Below are 21,273 nucleotides of genomic sequence, written 5' to 3'. Positions count from 1 at the left end.
TTATCACGCTATCCAAGGGGTACTGATATGTTGCTGCCTGAGTCGTCCTCAGCATCAATGACACCAACTGCTTGATGCGATAGATGAAGCGAATTTGGCGTCGTTCTCGCTTATCGTGTTGTTCGCTGGGCCTATTGAGTTACGTACTGAGCTTTCTATTCCACCGCTGGCTGGGCGAAGGTGCCCCCATTCGAGCTCCTATTCCGTCGCGTGCGTTGCGACCAGCAACTGCCGGCCATGATGACAACATCGAGCAAAGCTTTGCTCTATATCTTTAGGCTTACTGCTCCCAAGGTGGGAAATTCGCCCACTTGTGTATCGGAGTCTATTCCATTCGGTTTAGGAATGTGCATTGCTCGATCAATCCAGTAGGTATCCTTAGCGGCGCGATGCTTAACTATGCGGCTGGCGGGAAACGAAAAACAGGGCACCGGTAAGTCGAGCAGTCAAGAAGCAAGGCAGCAACGTACGTCGATAAGTGGTGAGTGACAACGAGCCCTGTCTATTTTTCACGGTGAAAATTGCCGCCAATTCCAACAGGCACGACACATGCAGTGAGAATGAAGGCCAAAGACGATTCCGTTGTCTGCCAAGCCGGTATGCTCCGACGTTTACCAGTGCATTCTATCCTTGTGCTTGTGTATATATCCGATGTCCAAACAACGGCTGTTGTCGATATACATTTGATGTTGAACAACAATGTCCATGGCTGCCAGAACGACTCCAGTGATAAAACGAACACACTCAGTGCGATCGTAACAAAACAGAGCCTGCTAGGAGAGCCTTGGAATTAGCAAAATGACGTAGTCACCCCGTTGAGATTCCTTCTCTAGCTCAAACGATAAATCACTACCAGATTTTCACCGTGAAAATTCCGGCGGGTGCATCGAACAAAAGCCGCATCCCGGGTGATATGCGCGGTCATTATCCTCAATGCATCGTGTCTTGCATACTGACATATAGACTGAGAGCCGGATGCCACTGAAAAATGTCCTCAGGCATTAGATGAGTACCGCAACACCGGGCAGCGGTAGAGACTCACCAAGTACAAGTGCACCCGTGCACCTGCGATAGACAACCGCATTGCAAGACACCCGGGCGAACAACAGCCTTCACATCGATATTATTGGGGCGACTTGAACGCGGCTTATCGGTTTCCTCCGCCGCTGTCTGCACCCATGGCGGATGGAATCGCCACCACCAGCGTCAAACACGCATCTCCACCGAGTCGCGTGTCAGCCCAGTCGCATTTATTCAGGACGCAACAGCACTCGATTTTACCGGATGCGCTATGCGCACTAGGGGGTGCCTTGGCGCCGATCCAGAACATGGAATAGTCGAGCATTCCACCCTTGCTGTGGAGCTGGCAGACGCTGGCGATGAGTCGGCTTGGCCATGCAAAGGGGAGGGATCAGAAAAGGCTAGAGAACCGACGCTGTTCAGCGCCACGCCAAACAGGTACACAGCGCATGCGTTGTGAAGAAATAGGGATGACACCCCGTGATGCTTGCAGAAGTCGACCCCCTGCCGCGTGCCTTTATGCGTCAGGTCGCGAATGCGCCGTGCGGATCGACCCGCACGGGTATTACGAGTCTTTTGCAAGCGCTTGTAGCGACGGGAGCCTTTCTTGCAACACGCCATCTTCGCCGCCAGCGAACCGTGCATCTTCGACGCCCGCTGCTTCTCCGCCCGGATCCCGCGACCGGACACGATCAAGCCTTTTCCTGTAGTCGTTGTCACCGTGCATTGGTGGATCTGCCCAAGGTCTACGGTGGCGTGGACATCGCCTTCGACGTTTTCCTCGACCGGCGTTTCGATTGTGATGTGCATTTCCATAGCCAGTACGGGTCCACACCAGCTTACAGGCAGCCTTTTCGGTCAGCCAGTCAGGGCGGTCCTGGACGAGCGAAGCGCGCCCGCGGCCCTTGGGGAGGATGACTTTATTGCCTTTAATGCACATGACCTGCTTAGGCCACATCAGGGGGTAGAAGGTCTTATCCTTGTAGAGATACCGCATCTCGTTCCTTCCGGCCTTGCGTAGCCGGGTGGTAGTGTCTACATTGGCCAGGAATGCGTGGCACAGCATCTGCGCGGACGGGGAGTGCAACGCGAACCCGCCCTTGACCAGTTTTTGCAGGCAGTCGCGAGTGGGCCATTTGTCGCGTTCTGCAATGGCGCGCTTTAGTTCGTCGCGACAAATCATCCACACCTTGCCAGCCTCTATCTGTCCTTCACGGGCGACACGCACCCCGCAGAAGATGCCGTCAAGCAATGGATGCTGACAGTTTGCGTTGGCTCGGACATGGCGGGTATTATCGACCCAAGAACCCTACCCTACACACCGGTAAAGCACGATGGGCGCATTATCAGATCGCCTATCACTTCGTTTGGATATCGAAATACCGGCGTAGGATTCTGGTCGGCGAGGTCGAGGTCGCCATCATGCGTGCCATCGTCGAATGCTGCTAAATTCACGGCTTCAACTTGCTGGCCCTGGAGACAGATGTCGATCACATACACTTCTTCGTATCAGCACCACCGAAGGACAGTCCATCAAAAATCGTCGGGTTATTGAACGGGCATCGTTCCAAGAAGGTCCGCGCGCAGTTTCCGGCGCTGGCCAAGGCGACTGGCCAGGCTCAACTCTGGACCAGCGCCTATTACGTTGGCACAGCGGGTCAGGTGAACGCGGAGGTGATTCGTCGGTACATCATGGAGTGCCAACGAACATGATCCGAGGTGAGCAGTGGTCGCCTCTTATCCCCCGGCTAAAGCTTAGGGGAATTCCCGGCGACTTTCTTTGAATCGAGCGCTCGCCACTGCAAGACGGCGACGCGATAAAGCGACTGCTCAGCTTGCTTTCCGTGACGGCAGTTCGGCTGAACCAGTCGCGACAGTGGTCCTCAAAGGTCCCGAAAGACCGGTAGAGGAGGTCGTTGACCATGACACGCCGGACTTCCTTCCCAGGTTGCTCGACCAGGGATGCCCTGATCTGGCGAGCTACACCTTCTGGGGCAGAATAGCAAAGCTTGGCGGCTTCCTGGCTTGCACCAGCGACGGTGAGCTTGGCTGGCAAACCATCTGCCGTGGGTGGCACCCATGCTGTCCACGCTTCCAGGGCTCTTTCATCGGCAAAGCTTGCAGACGAGGACAAGCCGTCCAGGCCGATGCTGTTCGGGCATTCCGGTGAGACAGGCTGTTGACGCCTCGCTCTCACTTCACCTGTTTAGGCAGCTGCGCTACTGGGCAAAGCCCAAGACGCCGACGCGTTTCAATACGATGCCCGCGCTGTCTCTGCCAGGTTGAGCATGCCGCATGAGTTTATACACTGAAGTCGCAACCCCCACTTTTGCTGAGCGGCTCCTGTTTGCGATGACGGTAAATATCGGTACCTATGACGCACAACCTGTGTCGTACAGGTGGTTCGCCACCGGGTGCAGCCAGTAGACCTTTCAGTGCGTCAGCAAGCGGCTTTGATGTCGACCGCCCCTTTGATTTTCACGGTGAAAACCGTTGCAGTTATTCAGCGGCCTCAGTCAAGGTTTGGATCCGTGCAATCATGTCATCGGGACTAAACCCGTTTTTACAAGTAATCACGACCTTTACCCCATCGGTGCTGATGTCAGCGATATGCACGCCATGCAAAGTGAAGGGTACGACCGGTCGGGGTGTCTGGTGCAGCCGGTTGACCTGGGCTATGGCCCAGTTTACCGCTCCCTGCTCGGACACGCCGTCCTTGATGCGGTGCAGTGCCTGGACAGCGATGGTCCCATGGCCCTGCTTGGTCAGCTTGACCAGGCTGGCGGCATTTTTTGCGCCGATCAAGTTCGGACGTTCATCGAGCAACGCAATGCCTTCGGCTGGCAAGTCAAAAAAAGCCAGGCAGCGGCTTATCGTCGCATCCGACACACCAATCCGCCGCGCCAGGACGCGCTGCGTCAGCGGGCTACCATCAACCGGGTCGGGCATCGATAACGCACGCTGATACGCTTTGCCGCGTTCATAATCACAGAGGCCCGCCTTGGCCTCGTTGTCAGCCAAAGCGCCAATGGCGGCCTCAATGTCCGACATCCCTATCTTGACATACGCGGTGATCTCTTTTCGACCGAGGCTTTCAAGAGCGCGCATGCGGCGCTCTCCACCGATAAGTTCATAGCGGCCATTGGCGAGCTGACGTACGCTAATGGGTGACATCAACCCGGCTTCCTTGATCGAAGCCGCCAGTGCATCGACAGCCTCCGGGTCAAAGATCATGCGTGGCTGATGCGGGCTTTTATCGATCAAATTAATCGGAATGATGCGCACTTCTTCCCGATCTGGCAACGGCGACGGTCCCGTTGCCTCTGTCGTGACAGTGGTATGGGAATCAAGCTGCGCTTTCTCGGCCGGGTGGACGACGTCTTCATTAAAGCTTTTCAGCGCCGCCAGCGGCATTTGCGGGGTTAAGCGTTGTTTCATCAATCAGGACTCCATTGCGCGCACAGACGTTTTACCTTTGACCTTTGCCGCTACCGTCAGCAAAAATTCGGTGAACAGCCGGTATTCAGCCACCGGCGCTGCCGTTGGCTGTTGCAATGTCAATGGCAGATAATTTTCCTGGGTTTTCGGAAAGAGCTCGCTCGACGAGATGACGGTCGGCGACAAGTTATCCTTGTAGGCCTGTAACTGCTGCTGCATCCGGGAGACGCGCCGAATATTCGTCGAATAGTGGGTGGGCAGGATCAGCAGCTGCGGGCGAATTTCCGGCGAGCGCTCCCGCAAGCCATTGATTTCCGATACCAGCCGCGATAACCCCTTGACCGCAAACGAATCCATGCGGATCGGCGCCAAGATGATGTCGGCGGCGGCAATCGCATTGGTCGATGAAAACGAAATCGAAGGCGGGCAGTCGAAAATCACGAAATCATACTCGGCCACGTTGAACCCGGGAATATGACCTGCCGCCGACTCGTGGAATAACTGGCGAAACACCAGTTCCCGGTTGCCCTTGGCATAGGTGAACGCTTGTTCCAGGTCCCCGAGGAAGGTGTCTGATGCAATCAAGGCCGGTCCTGCCGGCCCGAATGGATGCTTAATCAGGGAGGAGACATCTTGCAACTTGGTCCCGCGCCCATTCTTGCTGTCCATGAACTGGGTGCAGATGGTCGCGAACGTGCCCGTCACGATTGCGTCCGGATGCAAGTCATGCTCCGCGGCTTCATCCACCGTCAAGTCACTTTCATAGCCCAATAGCTGCGTCAGATTCGACTGCACATCGAGGTCAATCATTAATACCCGATAACCTTGCAATGCCAGCTGAATGCCGACTTCACCGGCCGTCGTCGATTTACCGACTCCACCCTTGATCAGATCCACCGCAATCACGATCGGGGACGAGGCCACTTTCTTGATCAACTCTTGTTCACGCCGCCACTGGGCCAGGCGAAATACATCACCAATGCTGAACAGGCGCACTGCGGGCGAGGCCGGATTTTTTCGGTTCGCGCGCTGGATTTCCAGCCCGCTGTCACGCAAATGATTGCGCAACGTATTTTCCGACACATGAAGCAGCGCCGCCACGGCTTTGAGGCGGTAGATGACTTCGTCTTGCAACGCGAAGGTGGATCGCATCAACGCTCCTGAACAAACAATTGAACTAGCATCGACATTCTCAACGCTCACTCAATCCTTGTCAAGACGCATTGGTAGGGTAAAACCCCGTTTATATTGATTTAGCCTACCAAATACGACCAGTCCATTCCCGCTTCACATTGTGCATAGGTGTCGGTTGCAGCCGACGGTGCCAGCGAAGCGCGATCACCAGAGCGCTCTTGCCATGACCTACAAGGCGGCGTCCTATGGGCGAGCACGTCATCAATGCTTGGCCTATGTCATGCAGAGGGCGACAGCATGAAGCAACATATCATCAGGACCGCCATCGCTCGCCAAGTCGCCGATCGTCTGGTACCCAGCGTGTTCACCCCTGCCGCGCGTGGACCAAGTCTTCTGGCATGTGACGCGGACTGGTCAAGAGGGCATGCAGAGCACACGTGCGGTGCCCTCATCGTGGTTACCATCGCGTGAGCAGAACCAGACCTGCTCGTCGTCGGACGGCGAGCGACTGTCGGGGAATGGTCCTAGCGCTGGCCATATCAGGCCCGATGCATTGAGCGACGACGACGTCGATTTCCGCGCGAGCCAACGCAGGCGGCGATGCCGCTGCAGTTGTTCCCTGATCCGGCTAGCAGGGCTCTGGGATGGAACCAGGGTGACCGCACACGAAGGTGCGATGATTGACCATCGCCAGACACGTCAGTCCTTCCCGCGCAGGCCACCGCGCAATGCCGGACGCGCAGAGGTGAAGCGCCGTCATCGACTCATTCGTCGGTTTCCGATTCCAGAAAATCGAGAATTTGCGAGTCACTCGGCTGCCCCCACAACGTCGTTGCCAACCAATCTCCGAATGCATTGCGCACCAGCGCCATCTCCAGTCCTTTTTTCAAGTACGGCTTGAGCGACTTGTCGGCGCTGTCGGCAAAGGCATTGAACAACGGTTGCTGTTCTTCGAAGGACAGCTTTTGATAGTGCTCCAGCGCGTCCTTGGCCCGCGCGATCATGAAGCGTTCCCGCAGGCTTTTCTTTTTCTTGGCCGGTGCAGGCGGGACTGGCTCCGCGACGACACTCGGCTTGCCATTCGCATAGCCATTCTTGATTGCGGTTTTGAAGTACGCGGCGGGGGAACCAAGCGGTTGCGTATTGGATTGCTTTTGCCGCGTCTCGACCAGTTCGAGATGCGCCTTCACGCTGGCTTCATCATAGGTCGAATAGATCTGCGTGGCTTCATCTCTCGACACGCCAAGTGCGACGATGCGATCAATCATTTCCGTATTGATGATCGGTACCGAAGGCAGCTCAAAGGTCCCCTGTGCCTTCAGGTGCACCTTGAACTGGATTTCCGCCACACGCCGTCCTTCCTTGAACTCGAGCAGCTCGACATTGATATCGGTGATGGTATTGATTTCCGTGATCGATTTGACCAGGTGATCACGCTTGAAATATTTGTACTCGGGGATATTCTTGTCCGTCGTCGCGGTACCGGTGATCGTGTAATACCAGCCTTCCCACTTGCCGCGATTGGTGACATGCGACGGACTTGACGCATATCGCCGGCAGACTTCATACAACGCCAGACTCGACGCCGTGCGCAACTGGGTTTGATACCACAGACTAAAGCGCGTATAGACGGTGGGCTTGAGGACCATCTGCAGCACTTCCGGAGGAAAGGAAAAGCCCAGCCATACCGTGCCGCCCTTACTTTTCAAGCCATGCGAATTAAATATTTTGACGCCTGACAGCAGCCGCTCACTGGTCCACATCCGTGAATTTTCCGCTTCAACGCGAATGTTCTGCAACTCGTTGGCATGCGCTTTCAACGTCTCGTAGTCGTTCGAATTGTACTTTGCATCCTTGACGACTTCCTGCAACGGGATCCAGAAGTACGATTCTGCAGACGGGTCATCGGTCGGGGCATTGACGCCCGGACGCTGCTGTTTTTGCGCCGACGAGATAAACACATTGTAAAGCTTGCGCGATAACAGGCTGAACTGCCCCTCGACCACCCTCAACCCGATGCTGTCATTGGCCTTTCTGAATTCAACGATCGAATCAGGCCCTCCAGTTTCCCCCTCGTCGACGGTCGCCACCATCGGTAACGCATTTTTCTTTTTGTTTGCCATTGCAATACATGAAGAAGCCCTGAACCAAGCACATATTGCCTGATTGGTGAACTTACAGCAACTTATTCCTCACCGCTCGCCCATGTTCCCGCAGCACTCACCATGATCACTTCCCGCAGCGCTCACCACAATCATGCGCATCTTCCCGAGTCCACTCACCCCTGATCCCGTAGATCGTCACCTCATCGGCGCATGATCCTGTAAACAGTCACCGGTGTTCCCGGCCGCCGTCACCCCTGTTCCCGCGGGGCTCACGTCAACAGGCGCAACGTCAATAGCCATGCGGGTTTGCGCCGTTCCTTAAAGGTAGTTAAGGTTTACAAGTGTTTACCTTTTAAAAAACCCTCAAAGGCAGTGGTTCTTTGAGAACTACCAAAAAAACCGGTTATCGGGACTACGCAAACACAAACAGTGTGCATTCATCCATCCTCGATCTCAACAGAATGCCCGCTTTCTTGGCAAGCCTTTTCAAGAACTGCCGACAACGCAAGACCTGATGCGATGGCTCTACGCCTGTCTGCCGTGTGTGCACAATTTCTTCCCTATGAACGGTGAGCGATACAGGAACAGGGACTGCGGATGGGATCATGCGGGATCATGCCCTCCAGAAATGACAATGATATTGCGGTGAGTTCGACAGGAAATCGGGTAGACGACATTCGCCATTTCGCCGCCTTGGGTATATAAATCAGGATGTTGCGCGTACGGTGAGTTCCACAGGAACGTATGGTCATGCTACGCACTCTGCGCATTGTTTCGTCCGGGATGCCGTCATTGCGGTGAGCGTTCCTGTCGTGCTCACCGTTGGTATGGATACAGAATACGCTCGCGATGCGATCCGGCAAACTTCCTGCAAATCTGCGCCGATCGACCCACGGTGAGCGCCACAGGAACAGGTCAAGGGAAATGGGTTCATTTCGGGACCGTAAAAGGTGAGCTCAACAGGAACTACGCTTCAGACTATTGGCACCGGTGAGGCCGTCGGGAACTGCTCACCTTTTTCTGGTGGGTACTCAGTCAGTGCCCACTATCACATGAAGGGAAGATTTGGATATATCACTTCGTCCAAGTGGCTATTCTGACAGACCTGCAGACAAGTCAAGGCTACACACCAAGTAAGCACCTACATCCAATGGGCGCGCACGGGTAAAAAGTCACCATCCCCTCGCTGGGAAGACCGCGCACCCAGCATCAGCAAAGGTGAATCGTTCCTGTAGCACTCACTTTTCGCTGGATCGTCACTGTTCCTGTGTCGCTCACCTTTCCAGGAAAGGTGAAGCGTTCCTGTTGTGCTCACCGTTCGTTGCGTGTGACAGGCAGTCCAGCACCCGATCATCGATTTCCGATCACCAGCCGTCCCGGATTTTCCTGTCGTAAAGGTGAGTTGTTCCTGTCGCGCTCACCGTTGCCTACGCAGCCGCCGTGCATTTGCCTTCGTAGCACCCAATCAGTGGCCGTGCATGTGTTTCAATCGTCAGCGATCGGTGAGCCGTTCCTGTCGTGCTCACCTTAGCTTCCAACCTGAGGCAACCCGGCGATCCGTCGTGAAAGGTGAGTTGTTCCTGTGAGGCTCACCGTTGCATGGCACTGCGACTGTTCCCGCCCTGCTCACCGATGTGGCCATCAAATACTATTTTCAAGACTGAGCCGGGGAAGCGCGCAGCGTATAGCGCTCCATCAGCCATCGTCTATCCGACACTCTGGCAGTCTAATTGTCCGGTATGAAGCGATGCGCGACGGTGCCTGAACCGCTCACGAGCGATGCTCCAGACGGTTGCTAGAACCCACGCTGAGCCAACATCGACCATCCAAGACGCCTTGCCTGGCCTGGTATCAATTTTCCGGCACAACGCGTCTACTGAAAACGGTTCCATCGTCATCGATGTGCCCGCATTGGCTTGTACCATTGTTGATACGACCCAGTCGTTCGCAGCGCAACCTGGATGCCGCTCTGCCGGTGCGCCATGCCTGAGCCAGGCGATCCAGCCCAGTTGAGTTGGCGTTGGGTACATTGTCGGGCCAACGTGCACCCGATGAATGCGGCAAACAACCAACAAAGGCCTCCCATATCTATGGGACATCGCGCATTCAACACAAGTTTTATTTTAATTAACTCCAATGGTTCGGTGACGCTGCGCGTGACCAAAGGGGACCTGCAGCTCGGCGCCACGGGCACCGCAACCCGGGGCAGTACCGGTGTTGCAATCTATACAGAGACACAACAAGGTGTGACCCTCACTGACGCGCGCGGTGCAATTGTTCGCGCCGCCGATGGTGTCGTTTTCAATGGCAGCGTGACCGCGAGCGCTCGCGACTACATTGGGTTGCATGCCCATACCGCAGCGAAGGCAGCGCAAAACTCTGGACTGACCGGCGATATTGACATCACCAAGTCGTGGTGTGGGCTCGCTGGGCGACATCCGGCAGACCGGGGGTATGGCGAGTACCGGCTGGATCACCATATCCAGGCACGGGGGCATTACCGTGGCCGCCGCGACGATCCAGTGTGGACAAGGCGCCATCAACATCATTGCGTAGTCCGCTGACGGGCAACAGCGACATGGAAACGGCGTCGGGATCGATCACGCCGGACGCCGGGCCGAGCCCGAGTCCTGGTCCGGTGTCGGAGCATGCCACCCAGGCGATCGCCGGGACGGTCAATCCTACGACTAACCTGATCGTGACCACAACATCGTCAACGCCCTATGCATCAACAGCCTCCTCGTCCTCACAGGAGGGAGTAGGCACATCGACGACCAGCGCCGTTGACACTGACAGCTGGTCGTCTGGCAAAGCCGATACCGAAGACAGTGTGAAAGACGATCAAAAGACAACAACCGGTCCCGAGGACACCGGAGTAACGAAGAATGACCCCGCAAAAAAGATGTATTGCAACTTAAGGCACCCGTTCTTCTTGCCACGTTATTGTGGTCGGCGCTGGCATATGCTGCGCCGGCCGCAGGCAGGGTCACGCACCTGAGCGGTGTGTTGCTGGTCAAGAAAGCCAATGGCACGGTGAAAGTGCTGCTCCTGAAGTCCAATGGGGAAGAGGGCGATACACTACTCAGTGAAAAGGCTCCCGACGTCCGGATCAAATTCACTGACCAGAGCGAAATGACCCTGAAGCCGAACTCCCGGTTCATGACAACCTGGTCAAAGGTGGCCTGCGCGCGATGACCGGGCTTCTTGGCAAGTGCAACCGCGAGCGGTTTAGCATGACATGCCGACGACCATCGGCATACGCGGCCCCATTTTTATCACCGAGTATATCCGCCATCACAGCCGGAACTGGCGGCGTACCGGTCCGCCAGCCTGGCCGCGTGGACTGCGACTTCCTGTCCATCTGGCGTACAGGCGATGTCGGATATGCCGATGCAGCCGATACCGTTGACGATCCTACCAGTACGGGTGGCGCAACACCCCGCGCCAATACCTCAGGCCAGCCAAAGTTGCGCACCCGGCTTGTATGTCCAGGTGAGCGACGGGATGATCGAGCTCGCCAATAGCGGCGGCGCCAGCCAGCTCGGGGCGGGCCAGTTCGGGTATGCGTTCAACCAAACACAAGCACCGGTGATCATGCCTAATCATCCGGGAATTCGGGGTGAGACACCGTCAGCGTTCTCTATAAGCGCCGGGTCGCAGCCAACCGAAACCCATGGCGCTCCGGCCAGCGACATTGATTGCAAGGTCCGATAGCGTGGGACGATGCGACAGGCTGCGCCGTGCCGAGGCAGTCATGACCAGCAGGCGCGCGGTGTCAAGCAACGCGTAACGCCTCGTCCAGCAGCATGGTCGTGCTGCACCCGGCGACGGCGCACTGCGGCTCGAGGCATCATCGAGCCTGATAATGAATGGACATGCCAATACGTCACGCAGCAGGAATGCTAACCGGTGCGATCTTAAAATCCTGATAAAAATCAATGCCCAATTCGCGACGTTCCGCTACGAAAAGCGCGACATCGACTATTGGTGGCCTGTATAATCCAACCTGTTTTCGCATTTCCATTAAGAAAAATGTGCCGGGAAGGGGTAACAACAACGATGCTGGCTTCCTGGCTGAATCTGAACCACCAAGTTGTAGTCATTCACGCATGACGCGGAATGCAGGACTTGAATTACCGGCTGAATGTGTGCAATGCATTGCAACCTCAATACTGCAGTAAAACGAATCAGTGTCGTGGCGCTCGTACCGTGGTTGTTCGCCTGTGCGAACATGGAATCGGGCATGCGACTCGACCCCAAGCGCGTGCCCAGCACCACCGCGCGGCCGCAACCGACCCCGGTGATCAAACTGATTACCCCGGAGCTGGTCCAGGCGGAGAAGGCCGCCAAGGCACAACAATACAATCAGAATCTCAATCCGCTGTTGGCAGAGCCCCAGCCATACGTGATTGGCAACGGCGACCTGTTGTCGATTCTGGTCTGGAACCATCCTGAACTCAATATCGCGGCCGCCGGTGCCCAGGCGCTGTCGAGCTCGTCCGGTGCGCAGACGCCGGCGGCGTTTGTCGTGGACCAGAATGGCGTGGTCCAGTTTCCTTATGTCGGCGCGATCAAGCTGGCTGGGCTGACCGAGCTGCAAGCTCGCAATCTGTTGGCGGAAAGGCTGGTCGAGTCGATCAAGCGTCCCGACATTACCTTGCGCGTTGCCGCCTTCCGCAGTAAAAAGATTTTTGTTGATGGGGATGTCAAAACGCCGGGTAACCAGGCAATCGATGATGTCCCTATGACACTGCTCGAAGGCTTGACCCGCGCCGGCGGCGTGCTGCCGACCGGCGACCAAAGCCACATCGTGGTCACCCGGGGCGGCGTCTCGTATCCGGTGAACCTGCCGCTGCTGGTCAAACAGGGCATCGACCCGTCCCGCATCCTGCTCGCGCATGGCGATGTCGTGCGCGTCCGTAGTCGTGATGAAAACAAGATCTACGTGCTGGGAGAGGTGACGGTACCCAAGGCGCTGCCGATGCAAAATGGCCGCATGACGTTGACCGAAGCCCTCGGCGAAGCCGGTGGCCTCAATCAGCTCAGCAGTGCGGCGCGCCAGGTGTACGTGATCCGCAATGCCAGCGACGCGGAACCGATCGTCTACAACCTCGATGCGCAGTCCCCGGTCGCACTGGCGATGGCTGAAAATTTTGAGCTCAATCCGCGCGACGTGGTGTTTGTCGATGCGTCCGGCTTGGCCCGCTTCAACCGGATTGTCAGCCTGATTATCCCGACTGCGGCGACTGCGGCGACTTCGATTGGGCAGATTCGATAATGCAGAATATCCTGGTCCTTTGTATCGGCAACATTTGCCGCAGCCCGATGGCCGAAGGCTTGCTGAAGCAGGCCTTGCCCAACAAGACGATTCGCTCGGCGGGGTTGAACGCGCTGATCGGTCATCCGGCCGACCCATTCTCGGTGCAATTGATGGCCGAGCGCGGCATCGATATCAGCGCCCATCGCGCACAAAACATTTCATTGCAGCTGGTGCGGCAAGCCGATCTGATCCTGACGATGGACCGCGAGCAAAAGAAGGCGGTGGAGTCGACCTATGTCGAATCCCGGGGCAAGGTGTTTCGTCTCGGCGAATTCGACAATGTTGATATCGCCGACCCCTACCGCGAAGGCATTGATAGTTTCCGGACCGCGTACCAGTTGATTGATGACGGCGTCAAAGTGTTTGTCCAGCGCTTGGCGCAGATCGCCTGACGTCATGCGTCGCCTTGCGCCTTCCATGACGGTGTTACTTGTTTGCCATCGCATGAATGCATGTGCGCCAACTTCTATTTGAATTAGCCAATGAACCAACCTCTTCCTCCGCCGGCACAAAGCTACGCCACGTCTTCTGAGCAGGATGATGATGCGCTGGACCTGGCCAGTTATCTCGATTTCCTGATTGAAAACCGGTGGCTGATTGCCGCCATTGCCACGGTCGTCACCCTGCTCGGTGCCGCCTATGCATTTGTCGCCACCCCGGTGTACCAGGCCAACATCCTGATCCAGGTCGAGGACAGTGCCGGTTCATCAAAAAACATTCTCGGCGACTTGTCCGGGATGTTCGATCTGAAAACAGCGGCCACCGCCGAAATGGAAATCCTGCGCTCCCGGTTCGTCGTCTCGCGCGCGGTGGACAACACGCGCCTGTATATCGATGTTGCGCCTAAATATTTCCCTGGGATCGGGCGCTGGATTGCCAGCCGTAACAAGTCGCTGTCCGAGCCCGGGCTGTTGGGAATGGGCGGCTATGTCTGGGGCGCAGAACGCGCCGAGGTGTCGCTGTTCAACGTCCCGGAATCGCTGGAAAATCAGCCTTTTGAACTGGTGGCCGACGGCAAGAACGGTTTTGAACTGACGCATGCGGATTCCGGTATCACACTGACCGGCCAGGTCGGCAAGCTGGTCACGCAATCGACCCCGGAAGGCGACATCGAATTGCGGGTGGACCGTCTGGATGCGCAGGAGGGCGCCGCATTCACGCTGACCCGCGATCCGAAACTGGAAGCGATTGAAAACCTGCAGCGCGACTTGTCGATTTCCGAAAAAGGCAAGCAGTCGGGCATTCTGTCGGTGACCCTCGAAGGCATCGACCGCGTCAAGACCACGCATATCCTCAACGAGCTGGGCCAGGAATACATCCGGCAAAACGTCGACCGCAAGTCGGAAGAAGCGGAAAAATCGCTGGCCTTCCTGGAAAAGCAGTTGCCCGAACTAAAGAGCAGTCTTGAGCAGGCAGAAGTCAAATACAACGCAATGCGTAACAGCCGCGGCACCGTCGATCTCGGCGAAGAAGCCAAATCGGTGCTGCAACAATCGGTGCTGACGCAGACGCGGCTGGCGGAATTGAAGCAAAAGCGTGACGAACTGGCGTCCCGCTTCCAGAGCGGCAATCCGCTGCTCGAGGCGGTGAACCAGCAAATTCGCACCGCCACCAGCGATATCGAAGCGGTCAATGCGCGCATCAAGAAAATGCCGGAAACCGAGCAGGATGTGTTTCGCCTGACCCGGGATGTCAAAGTCAATACCGACTTGTATACCTCGCTACTGAATAGCGCGCAGCAGCTGCGTCTGGTGAAAGCCAGTAAGGTTGGCAATGCGCGCTTGCTCGATGGCGCTGCCAAGCCGCTCAAACCGGTCCGTCCGAAGCGCGCAATCGTGATCGGCCTGTCATTGCTGATCGGCGCCTTCCTCGGCGTGGTCGGCGCCTTTGTCCGCAAGTCTCTGTCCGGCGGCATTGATGATCCGCATGAGATCGAGGAAATGCTGGGACTGACCGTGAGTGCGACGGTCCCGCATAGCAAGGCGCAGGAAGCGTTGTACACACAGATCCAGGGCAAAGCGAAAAAAGTCTCGGTGCTCGCGCACGATGAGCCAGGGGACGTCGCGGTGGAGAGCTTGCGCAGCTTCCGGACGTCGCTGCAGTTCTCGATGCTGGGCGCGAAAAACAATATCGTGATGGTGACCGGCCCCACCCCGGGCCTGGGCAAATCGTTCGTCTCGGTCAACTTTGCGGCCGTGCTCGCCGGCGTCGGCAAGCGCGTGTTGCTGATCGATGCCGACTTACGCAAAGGTTATCTGCACCGCTACTTCGGCCTGGAACGTAAAAACGGGTTGTCCGAGGTGATTGCCGGCAGCCTGGCGCTGGACAAAGCGATTTATCTGAATGTGATCGACAAGCTGGACTTCATGTCGACCGGTGACTTGCCTCCCCGTCCGGCGGAATTGCTCGCGCATCCCAATTTTGCGGCGACGCTTGAGACACTGGTCGGTGAATATGACATCGTGCTGATCGATACGGCGCCGGTGCTGGCGGTGTCTGACGCCTTGGTCGTCGCGCCCCATGTCGGTTCGATCTTCAGCATTGTCCGCGGTGGCATCAGCATGATCGGTGAAATCGAAGAAACCGAAAAACGATTCCGGCAAGCGGGCAGTCGTGTGACCGGCATCGTCTTCAATGACTTGAAGCCACGCGCAAGCCGCTATGGCTATGGGTCGAAGTATGGCAAATACCGGTATGCGCAATACAAGTATTGAACGTCGTATGTAGTGACAAATCTGCAGTCGCAGGGATCATAAGCCAGCACGAGATCCCTGCTAAAAAATAGTATTAGGGAAATGCCATGAATATGGGATTTCTCGTGTTACAGGATCGGGCATACTCCGGCTGCGATAGCAGTGACATGGCGGCCGCGACGATGATCATCATCGAGTGACGCGTCGCGTCGACAGGCAGTGCGGAGCCAATGTCGCCGGAATGCTACAGAATTTAGAGCGGTCGCGGCGGTAAGCGACGCGAGTGCAAACGGTAACGCAACGATGAGTCACAATAGCGTGTGCAACCGAAAGTTGGTGTCAGGATGCCGTGATGGTCATGGTCTTCCAGACGCCGGTTAGCTGGTGATGTATGCACCCCAACCCCGTGCATGGATCACCATCGCGAGAACCAAGGCGTAACGATGATATGTATAGTTCCCCCTCGACCCCGGGGCCTTCGTGGTACCTGCTGCAGACGAAACCCAAGCAAGAGTTTCGGGCGCTGGAGCAGCTGGAAAACCAGGGCTACTGCTGTTTTCTTCCGACCCTGTCCGTCGAAAAGGTCCGTCGCGGCAAACGTGACGTCGTGGTCGAACCTTTGTTCTCGCGCTACCTGTTTATCCAGCTTGACACCGTGACCAGCAACTGGTTTCCGATCCGGAGCACCCGTGGGGTGAGCAAGATCGTCGCGTTTGGCGAGCGACTTGCGATGCTTCCCGATGCCTGTATCGCCGCGTTGCAGCATGCACCGACGATACCGCCGCGTCCTTTGTTTACGCCGGGTGACCCGGTCACCATTACCAGCGGTCCGTTTGCCGGACTGGAAGGCATTTATCAGATGACCAATGGCGACGAACGCGCGATGGTCTTGCTTGAACTGATGAGCCAGCCACAGAAGTTGATGTTTGCCATAGAAGCGTTGCGTAAGACAACGTAGCAGCACCCTAGGAGACGCCGACGCTGGCACCAGCGCTTCGGCATGTCGTTTTTATCGCTGATCACACAGGTTTTTTGGAACGCGACCGGTAATCCAAGGGCGGTAGCGTGCCTGAAGCCCGCAGTAGTCAACAAGCGCAAGCGCATACGCCTGCACCTGCACTTGCACCGAACCGACCAATGCACATGCACTCCCGGCACACCATGCCGGCTCGTGGCAATGTCAGACGAACGCGGGATACCGTACCCCAGTGAACCAGTCTCGCCAATTCAGAAAAGCGCATCGCAATAGAGCAGAGGGCCACTCTGCCAATGGGACAAACGTAAAGCAGTCATCTTCCAACAACACCACGTCTGCCGTTTTGATTTCTCCTAATGCCAACAGTTAAAAACACGGTCATAAAAAAGGTCATTGTTTTGCCGCGCTGGCAAAAGATTGGATTGATGGTCGCCACCGATCTGGTCGCGCTGCCACTGTGCTTTTTTGTCGCACTGATGCTGCGGCATGGCGGTTTTAAAGCCGCCACGCATTACGACAGCCTGCCGTACCTGCTGGTACTGGGGATTACCATCCCGGTGTTTATCAAGACGGGCTTGTATCGGGCGGTCATCCGCTTCATCGACCAGCGCTTGCTGACGACAACGGGCATGGGATTGGCGGTGGCCATCCTGTGTGCGTACCTGGTCGAATACTGGGTGCGCGGCACGCAATTGCCCCGCACCGCGCTGGTCATTTACTGGTTCATCGCGTTCGCCTATGTGACCACGTCGCGCCTCCTGGTACGCCGGTTGCTCAAGGTGCACCAGAAAGACCGGCGCAAAAACCACCATATCGTTGGCATCTATGGCGCAGCCGAGCCCGGCGCGCAACTGGCACGGGCGATGTGGGATGACGAGCGCTATTGCCCGGTGTGCTTCTTCGATGAAAAAAGCCAGTTCGTTGGCCAGACGGTGGCCGGACTCAAGGTGTACCCGCACGCACGGCTCGCCGAGCTGACTGAGAAATACGGGATCAACCTGATCGTGATGGCGGTGCCGGCAGCCTCGGCGACGCGCCTTCGCGAACTGGTCCATGACATCCACGCGGTCGGTATTGATGTGAAGATTTTCAATGACCTGACTGCACCGGCGCAGGCCAAGGTCAGCACCAGTTCGATCCGTGAGCTCAAGGTCGAGGACTTGCTCGGACGCGACCCGGTGCCGCCCCAGCCTGAACTGTTTGCACAATGCGTGGAAACCAAGAGCGTACTGGTGACTGGAGCTGGCGGCTCGATTGGCAGCGAACTGTGCCGCCAGATTGCGACGCTGGCGCCGTCGGCGCTGCACCTGCTCGATCATTCGGAATACGCGCTGTATACGATCCAGCGTGAACTGCATGCCGTGTCCCCGAGCTTACGGATTGTTGCCCATTTGGGGTCGGTCTGTGACAAGCGGCTGGTCGAGCGCATCCTGCGCGATACCCAGATTGACACCATCTATCATGCTGCCGCCTACAAGCACGTGCCGTTGGTCGAAGCCAACATCGCCGAAGGTTTGCTAAACAATGTCATTGGCGCCCAAGTCATTGCGGCGGCCGCCGAACAATATGGCGTCAGTACTTGTGTACTGGTCTCCACGGACAAAGCGGTGCGGCCGACCAATATCATGGGCGCCAGCAAGCGCATCGCCGAGCTGATTTTTCAAGCCGCCGCCGAGCAAACCCTGTCGGATACCACCTTTTGCATGGTCCGTTTCGGCAATGTGCTGGGCTCCTCGGGGTCGGTGGTGCCGTTGTTCAAGCAACAGATTGAACAGGGCGGGCCGATCACGATCACGCATCCGGATGTGATTCGTTATTTCATGCTGATTCCGGAAGCAGCTCAGTTGGTGATCCAGGCGGGAGCCATGGCCAAAGGCGGCGATGTCTTCGTACTCGACATGGGCAAGCCGGTCCGGATTGTCGATCTGGCGCGCTCGATGCTGGAAGCCGCCGGCCTGACCGAAAAAACGCAAGACAACCCGCGCGGGGATATTGAAATCCGCTTCATTGGGTTGCGTCCTGGCGAAAAGCTGTACGAGGAACTGCTGATCGGCGAGAACGCGTCAGCCAGTGCGCATCCGAGAATCATGTGTGCCAACGAACACAAGCTGGAGGCGGTCGCGCTCGAGCATCTGGTCAAATCTCTGGTGGCAGCATGCGAAGAAAACAACAGGGACAAGATGCTGCAGTGTGTGAAACTGCTGGTCCGCGAGTACGGTCCGGAAATTGCCAAACAGCGCGATGAGAGCAGCCAGTTGGTCGAGCGAGAAAGCAAGAGTCTCCATGCTGCGAGGGTCGTGCCGATGGTGCAGAGTACGTAGCGAACGCGCTGGCGCTCGATAACACCCATTATCAGCCATAAGGCGTTTCAAAAATTAATGTAATCGTAGTGTGGTAACTATTTTAAGAATCTAATTAAAGCAGGACATAATGATGAAAATCGCCATTGCCGGTACTGGCTATGTGGGTCTGTCGAATGCTATTTTGCTGGCGCAGCACAACGAAGTGGTTGCGCATGATATCGTCGCGGAAAAAGTGGAAAAGTTGAATCGCGGACAGTCACCCATTATCGATCCAGAAATTAAAGATTACCTAAAAAATAAGCCGCTCAACTTTCGCGCTACGCTCGACAAGAATGACGCATACAAGGACGCGGAGTTTGTGATCATCGCGACACCGACCGACTACGATCCTGACACAAATTACTTCAATACCAGCTCCGTCGAATCAGTCATCCAAAGCGTAATGCAGGTAAATCCAAAAGCGGTAATGGTCATCAAATCGACGGTGCCCGTTGGCTTTACTAGCAAGGCTCGGAAGAAATTTGAATGCACCAATTTGATCTTTTCGCCGGAGTTTCTGCGTGAGGGAAAAGCCTTGCACGACAACCTTTACCCATCACGTATCGTAGTCGGCGAGCAATCCGAGCGGGCATGCCTTTTTTCCAATTTGTTACTGCAGGGTGCGCAAAAGAAAAATGTGCCAGTACTATTTACTGATAGCACCGAAGCCGAAGCGATTAAGCTCTTTTCTAATACTTATCTTGCAATGCGGGTTGCATATTTCAATGAGCTTGACACCTATGCAGAAACGCACGAGCTGAATACTAAACAAATCATTGATGGCGTATGCCTGGATCCACGAATCGGAAATCACTACAACAATCCTTCGTTTGGTTATGGCGGCTACTGCCTGCCGAAAGATACCAAGCAACTGCTAGCTAATTATCAGGATGTGCCTCAGAATCTTGTCCACGCGATTGTAGAAGCTAATAGCACCCGCAAGGACTTCATTGCACAAAGTATCCTGAAACACAAACCGAAAATCGTCGGGATTTATCGGCTAATTATGAAAAGTGGATCAGATAACTTTCGCGCATCGAGCGTGCAGGGAATCATGAAGCGCATCAAAGCTAAAGGTATCGAAGTGATCGTTTATGAGCCAGCGTTAAGAGATGAAACTTTCTTCAACTCACGCGTGGTTAATGACTTGGATGTTTTTAAGCGTGAAGCAGACATCATTGTAGCTAATCGTATTATTGATGACATCAAGGATGTGAAGCACAAAATCTATAGTCGAGATTTATTTGGTACCGACTGAAAAACATTGGAAAAGCGTCGAAGATACCCATCCTAACGCAATACAAGTATCGATGATAATTTGTGGAAAAGGTATTTATAGGAATTGTAAAGCCTAATTTAGTTAGTGGAGTGAGGTCGGTAGATGTAAGGCAGTCTCTAGATTAAGAGATGAATCATCAACCTAACTACATAGAATAAAAATGTTATTTTATGTAGTCATACAATACTTTCTTGTACGCTCCGGCACTGTCTAATATTCCCTATTACTACAGAATTATTAACCGTCTTCGATTAACCCTCTTTGCTACATCTAACCTGGCATTAGTCAAACATAAAAATGTATTGTAAAGTTTTGAAATTTTGCAATAGATCAATAAAAACAGGGTGGCTCAGGTCACCATCTATCAGTACTTGACTATGGCGTGGGTAGGATGGTGCAGATTAAGCAGAAAGCTTGCAAATAATCGGAAATGAATCTAATTTTTCAATGAAAAAAATTCTTGTCACATTTGGTACTCGCCCAGAAGCCATAAAGATGGCGCCTCTCGTAAAAGCTTTGTCCCTTCAAGCTAACTTCCAAGCTAGGGTATGTGTTACAGCACAGCATAGACAAATGCTGGATCAGGCAATGCGTTTATTTGAAATCGAACCTTACTATGATCTCGATATCATGAAGCCTGGGCAAGGATTAACAGACATCACCGCAGCAATCATCACTAGAATGAAGCCTGTCTTGCAAGATTTTAAGCCCGATATTGTACTAGTTCACGGTGATACAACGACAACTTTAGCGACGGCACTTTCAGCTTATTATGAAAAAATTCCAATTGCACATATTGAAGCTGGTTTACGCACGGGGAATATTTATTCGCCTTGGCCAGAAGAAGCGAATCGAAAAATTACCACAACGATATCTTCGTATCATTTTGCTCCTACAGAATCCTCTTACGCTAATTTAATCGCAGAAGGGGTCCCTTCTAAAAACATATATATCACAGGCAATACT

General features: G+C 55.2%; 14 protein-coding genes. 10 read left to right on the top strand and 4 right to left on the bottom strand.

Annotated features, from left to right (window positions below; translation table 11 throughout):
- Window positions 1-1,254: 1,254 nt before the first annotated feature.
- Window positions 1,255-1,830, bottom strand: coding sequence for a transposase (locus IGW03_RS39145; RefSeq protein WP_194726599.1), 576 nt, complete (start codon window positions 1,828-1,830; stop codon window positions 1,255-1,257).
- 654 nt (window positions 1,831-2,484) lie between these two features.
- Here IGW03_RS39145 and tnpA point away from each other — a divergent pair.
- Window positions 2,485-2,733 (top strand): IS200/IS605 family transposase, encoded by a 249-nt coding sequence (gene tnpA, locus IGW03_RS39140; RefSeq protein ID WP_369122960.1) that lies wholly within the window; start codon window positions 2,485-2,487, stop codon window positions 2,731-2,733.
- A 786-nt stretch (window positions 2,734-3,519) separates the two neighbouring features.
- Here tnpA and IGW03_RS32490 read toward each other — a convergent pair.
- The 3 genes from IGW03_RS32490 to IGW03_RS32480 form a co-directional block, all read right to left on the bottom strand.
- Window positions 3,520-4,458, bottom strand: coding sequence for a ParB/RepB/Spo0J family partition protein (locus IGW03_RS32490; RefSeq protein WP_228536236.1), 939 nt, complete (start codon window positions 4,456-4,458; stop codon window positions 3,520-3,522).
- Window positions 4,459-4,461: 3 nt separating this feature from the next.
- The gene (locus tag IGW03_RS32485; protein WP_194726597.1) at window positions 4,462-5,610 is read right to left on the bottom strand and encodes an AAA family ATPase; all 1,149 of its coding nucleotides are present in this window, start codon (window positions 5,608-5,610) and stop codon (window positions 4,462-4,464) included.
- Between the two features lie 746 nt (window positions 5,611-6,356).
- The gene (locus IGW03_RS32480; RefSeq protein ID WP_194726596.1) at window positions 6,357-7,715 is read right to left on the bottom strand and encodes a replication initiation protein; all 1,359 of its coding nucleotides are present in this window, start codon (window positions 7,713-7,715) and stop codon (window positions 6,357-6,359) included.
- Between the two features lie 2,033 nt (window positions 7,716-9,748).
- On the opposite strand from IGW03_RS32480, the gene IGW03_RS32475 reads away from it, so the two are divergent.
- The 9 genes from IGW03_RS32475 to wecB all read left to right on the top strand — a co-directional run.
- On the top strand, window positions 9,749-10,261 hold the full coding sequence (locus IGW03_RS32475) for a hypothetical protein (protein ID WP_194726595.1): 513 nt from the start codon (window positions 9,749-9,751) through the stop codon (window positions 10,259-10,261).
- Window positions 10,262-10,604: 343 nt separating this feature from the next.
- The gene (locus IGW03_RS32470) at window positions 10,605-10,892 is read left to right on the top strand and encodes a FecR family protein (RefSeq protein WP_194726594.1); all 288 of its coding nucleotides are present in this window, start codon (window positions 10,605-10,607) and stop codon (window positions 10,890-10,892) included.
- A 1,048-nt stretch (window positions 10,893-11,940) separates the two neighbouring features.
- Window positions 11,941-12,975, top strand: coding sequence for a polysaccharide biosynthesis/export family protein (locus IGW03_RS32465; protein WP_228536234.1), 1,035 nt, complete (start codon window positions 11,941-11,943; stop codon window positions 12,973-12,975).
- Window positions 12,972-13,409 (top strand): low molecular weight protein-tyrosine-phosphatase, encoded by a 438-nt coding sequence (locus IGW03_RS32460; protein WP_194726606.1) that lies wholly within the window; start codon window positions 12,972-12,974, stop codon window positions 13,407-13,409. Before IGW03_RS32465 ends, IGW03_RS32460 begins: the two co-directional genes overlap by 4 nt.
- Before the next feature lie 90 nt (window positions 13,410-13,499).
- On the top strand, window positions 13,500-15,731 hold the full coding sequence (locus IGW03_RS32455; protein WP_194726592.1) for a polysaccharide biosynthesis tyrosine autokinase: 2,232 nt from the start codon (window positions 13,500-13,502) through the stop codon (window positions 15,729-15,731).
- 427 nt (window positions 15,732-16,158) lie between these two features.
- Window positions 16,159-16,668, top strand: a complete 510-nt coding sequence (gene rfaH, locus IGW03_RS32450; protein ID WP_194726591.1) for a transcription/translation regulatory transformer protein RfaH — start codon at window positions 16,159-16,161, stop codon at window positions 16,666-16,668.
- A gap of 443 nt (window positions 16,669-17,111) precedes the next feature.
- Window positions 17,112-19,007 (top strand): polysaccharide biosynthesis protein, encoded by a 1,896-nt coding sequence (locus IGW03_RS32445; protein ID WP_194726590.1) that lies wholly within the window; start codon window positions 17,112-17,114, stop codon window positions 19,005-19,007.
- A 112-nt stretch (window positions 19,008-19,119) separates the two neighbouring features.
- The gene (locus tag IGW03_RS32440; protein ID WP_194726605.1) at window positions 19,120-20,286 is read left to right on the top strand and encodes a nucleotide sugar dehydrogenase; all 1,167 of its coding nucleotides are present in this window, start codon (window positions 19,120-19,122) and stop codon (window positions 20,284-20,286) included.
- A 468-nt stretch (window positions 20,287-20,754) separates the two neighbouring features.
- The coding region (gene wecB / locus IGW03_RS32435) for a non-hydrolyzing UDP-N-acetylglucosamine 2-epimerase (protein ID WP_194726604.1) at window positions 20,755-21,273 on the top strand (519 nt) is incomplete at its 3' end.

This window comes from Noviherbaspirillum malthae (genome assembly GCF_015352985.1).
GTDB classification, from domain to species: Bacteria; Pseudomonadota; Gammaproteobacteria; order Burkholderiales; family Burkholderiaceae_D; genus Noviherbaspirillum; species Noviherbaspirillum malthae.
This window is presented reverse-complemented; position numbering and strand designations above follow the sequence as displayed.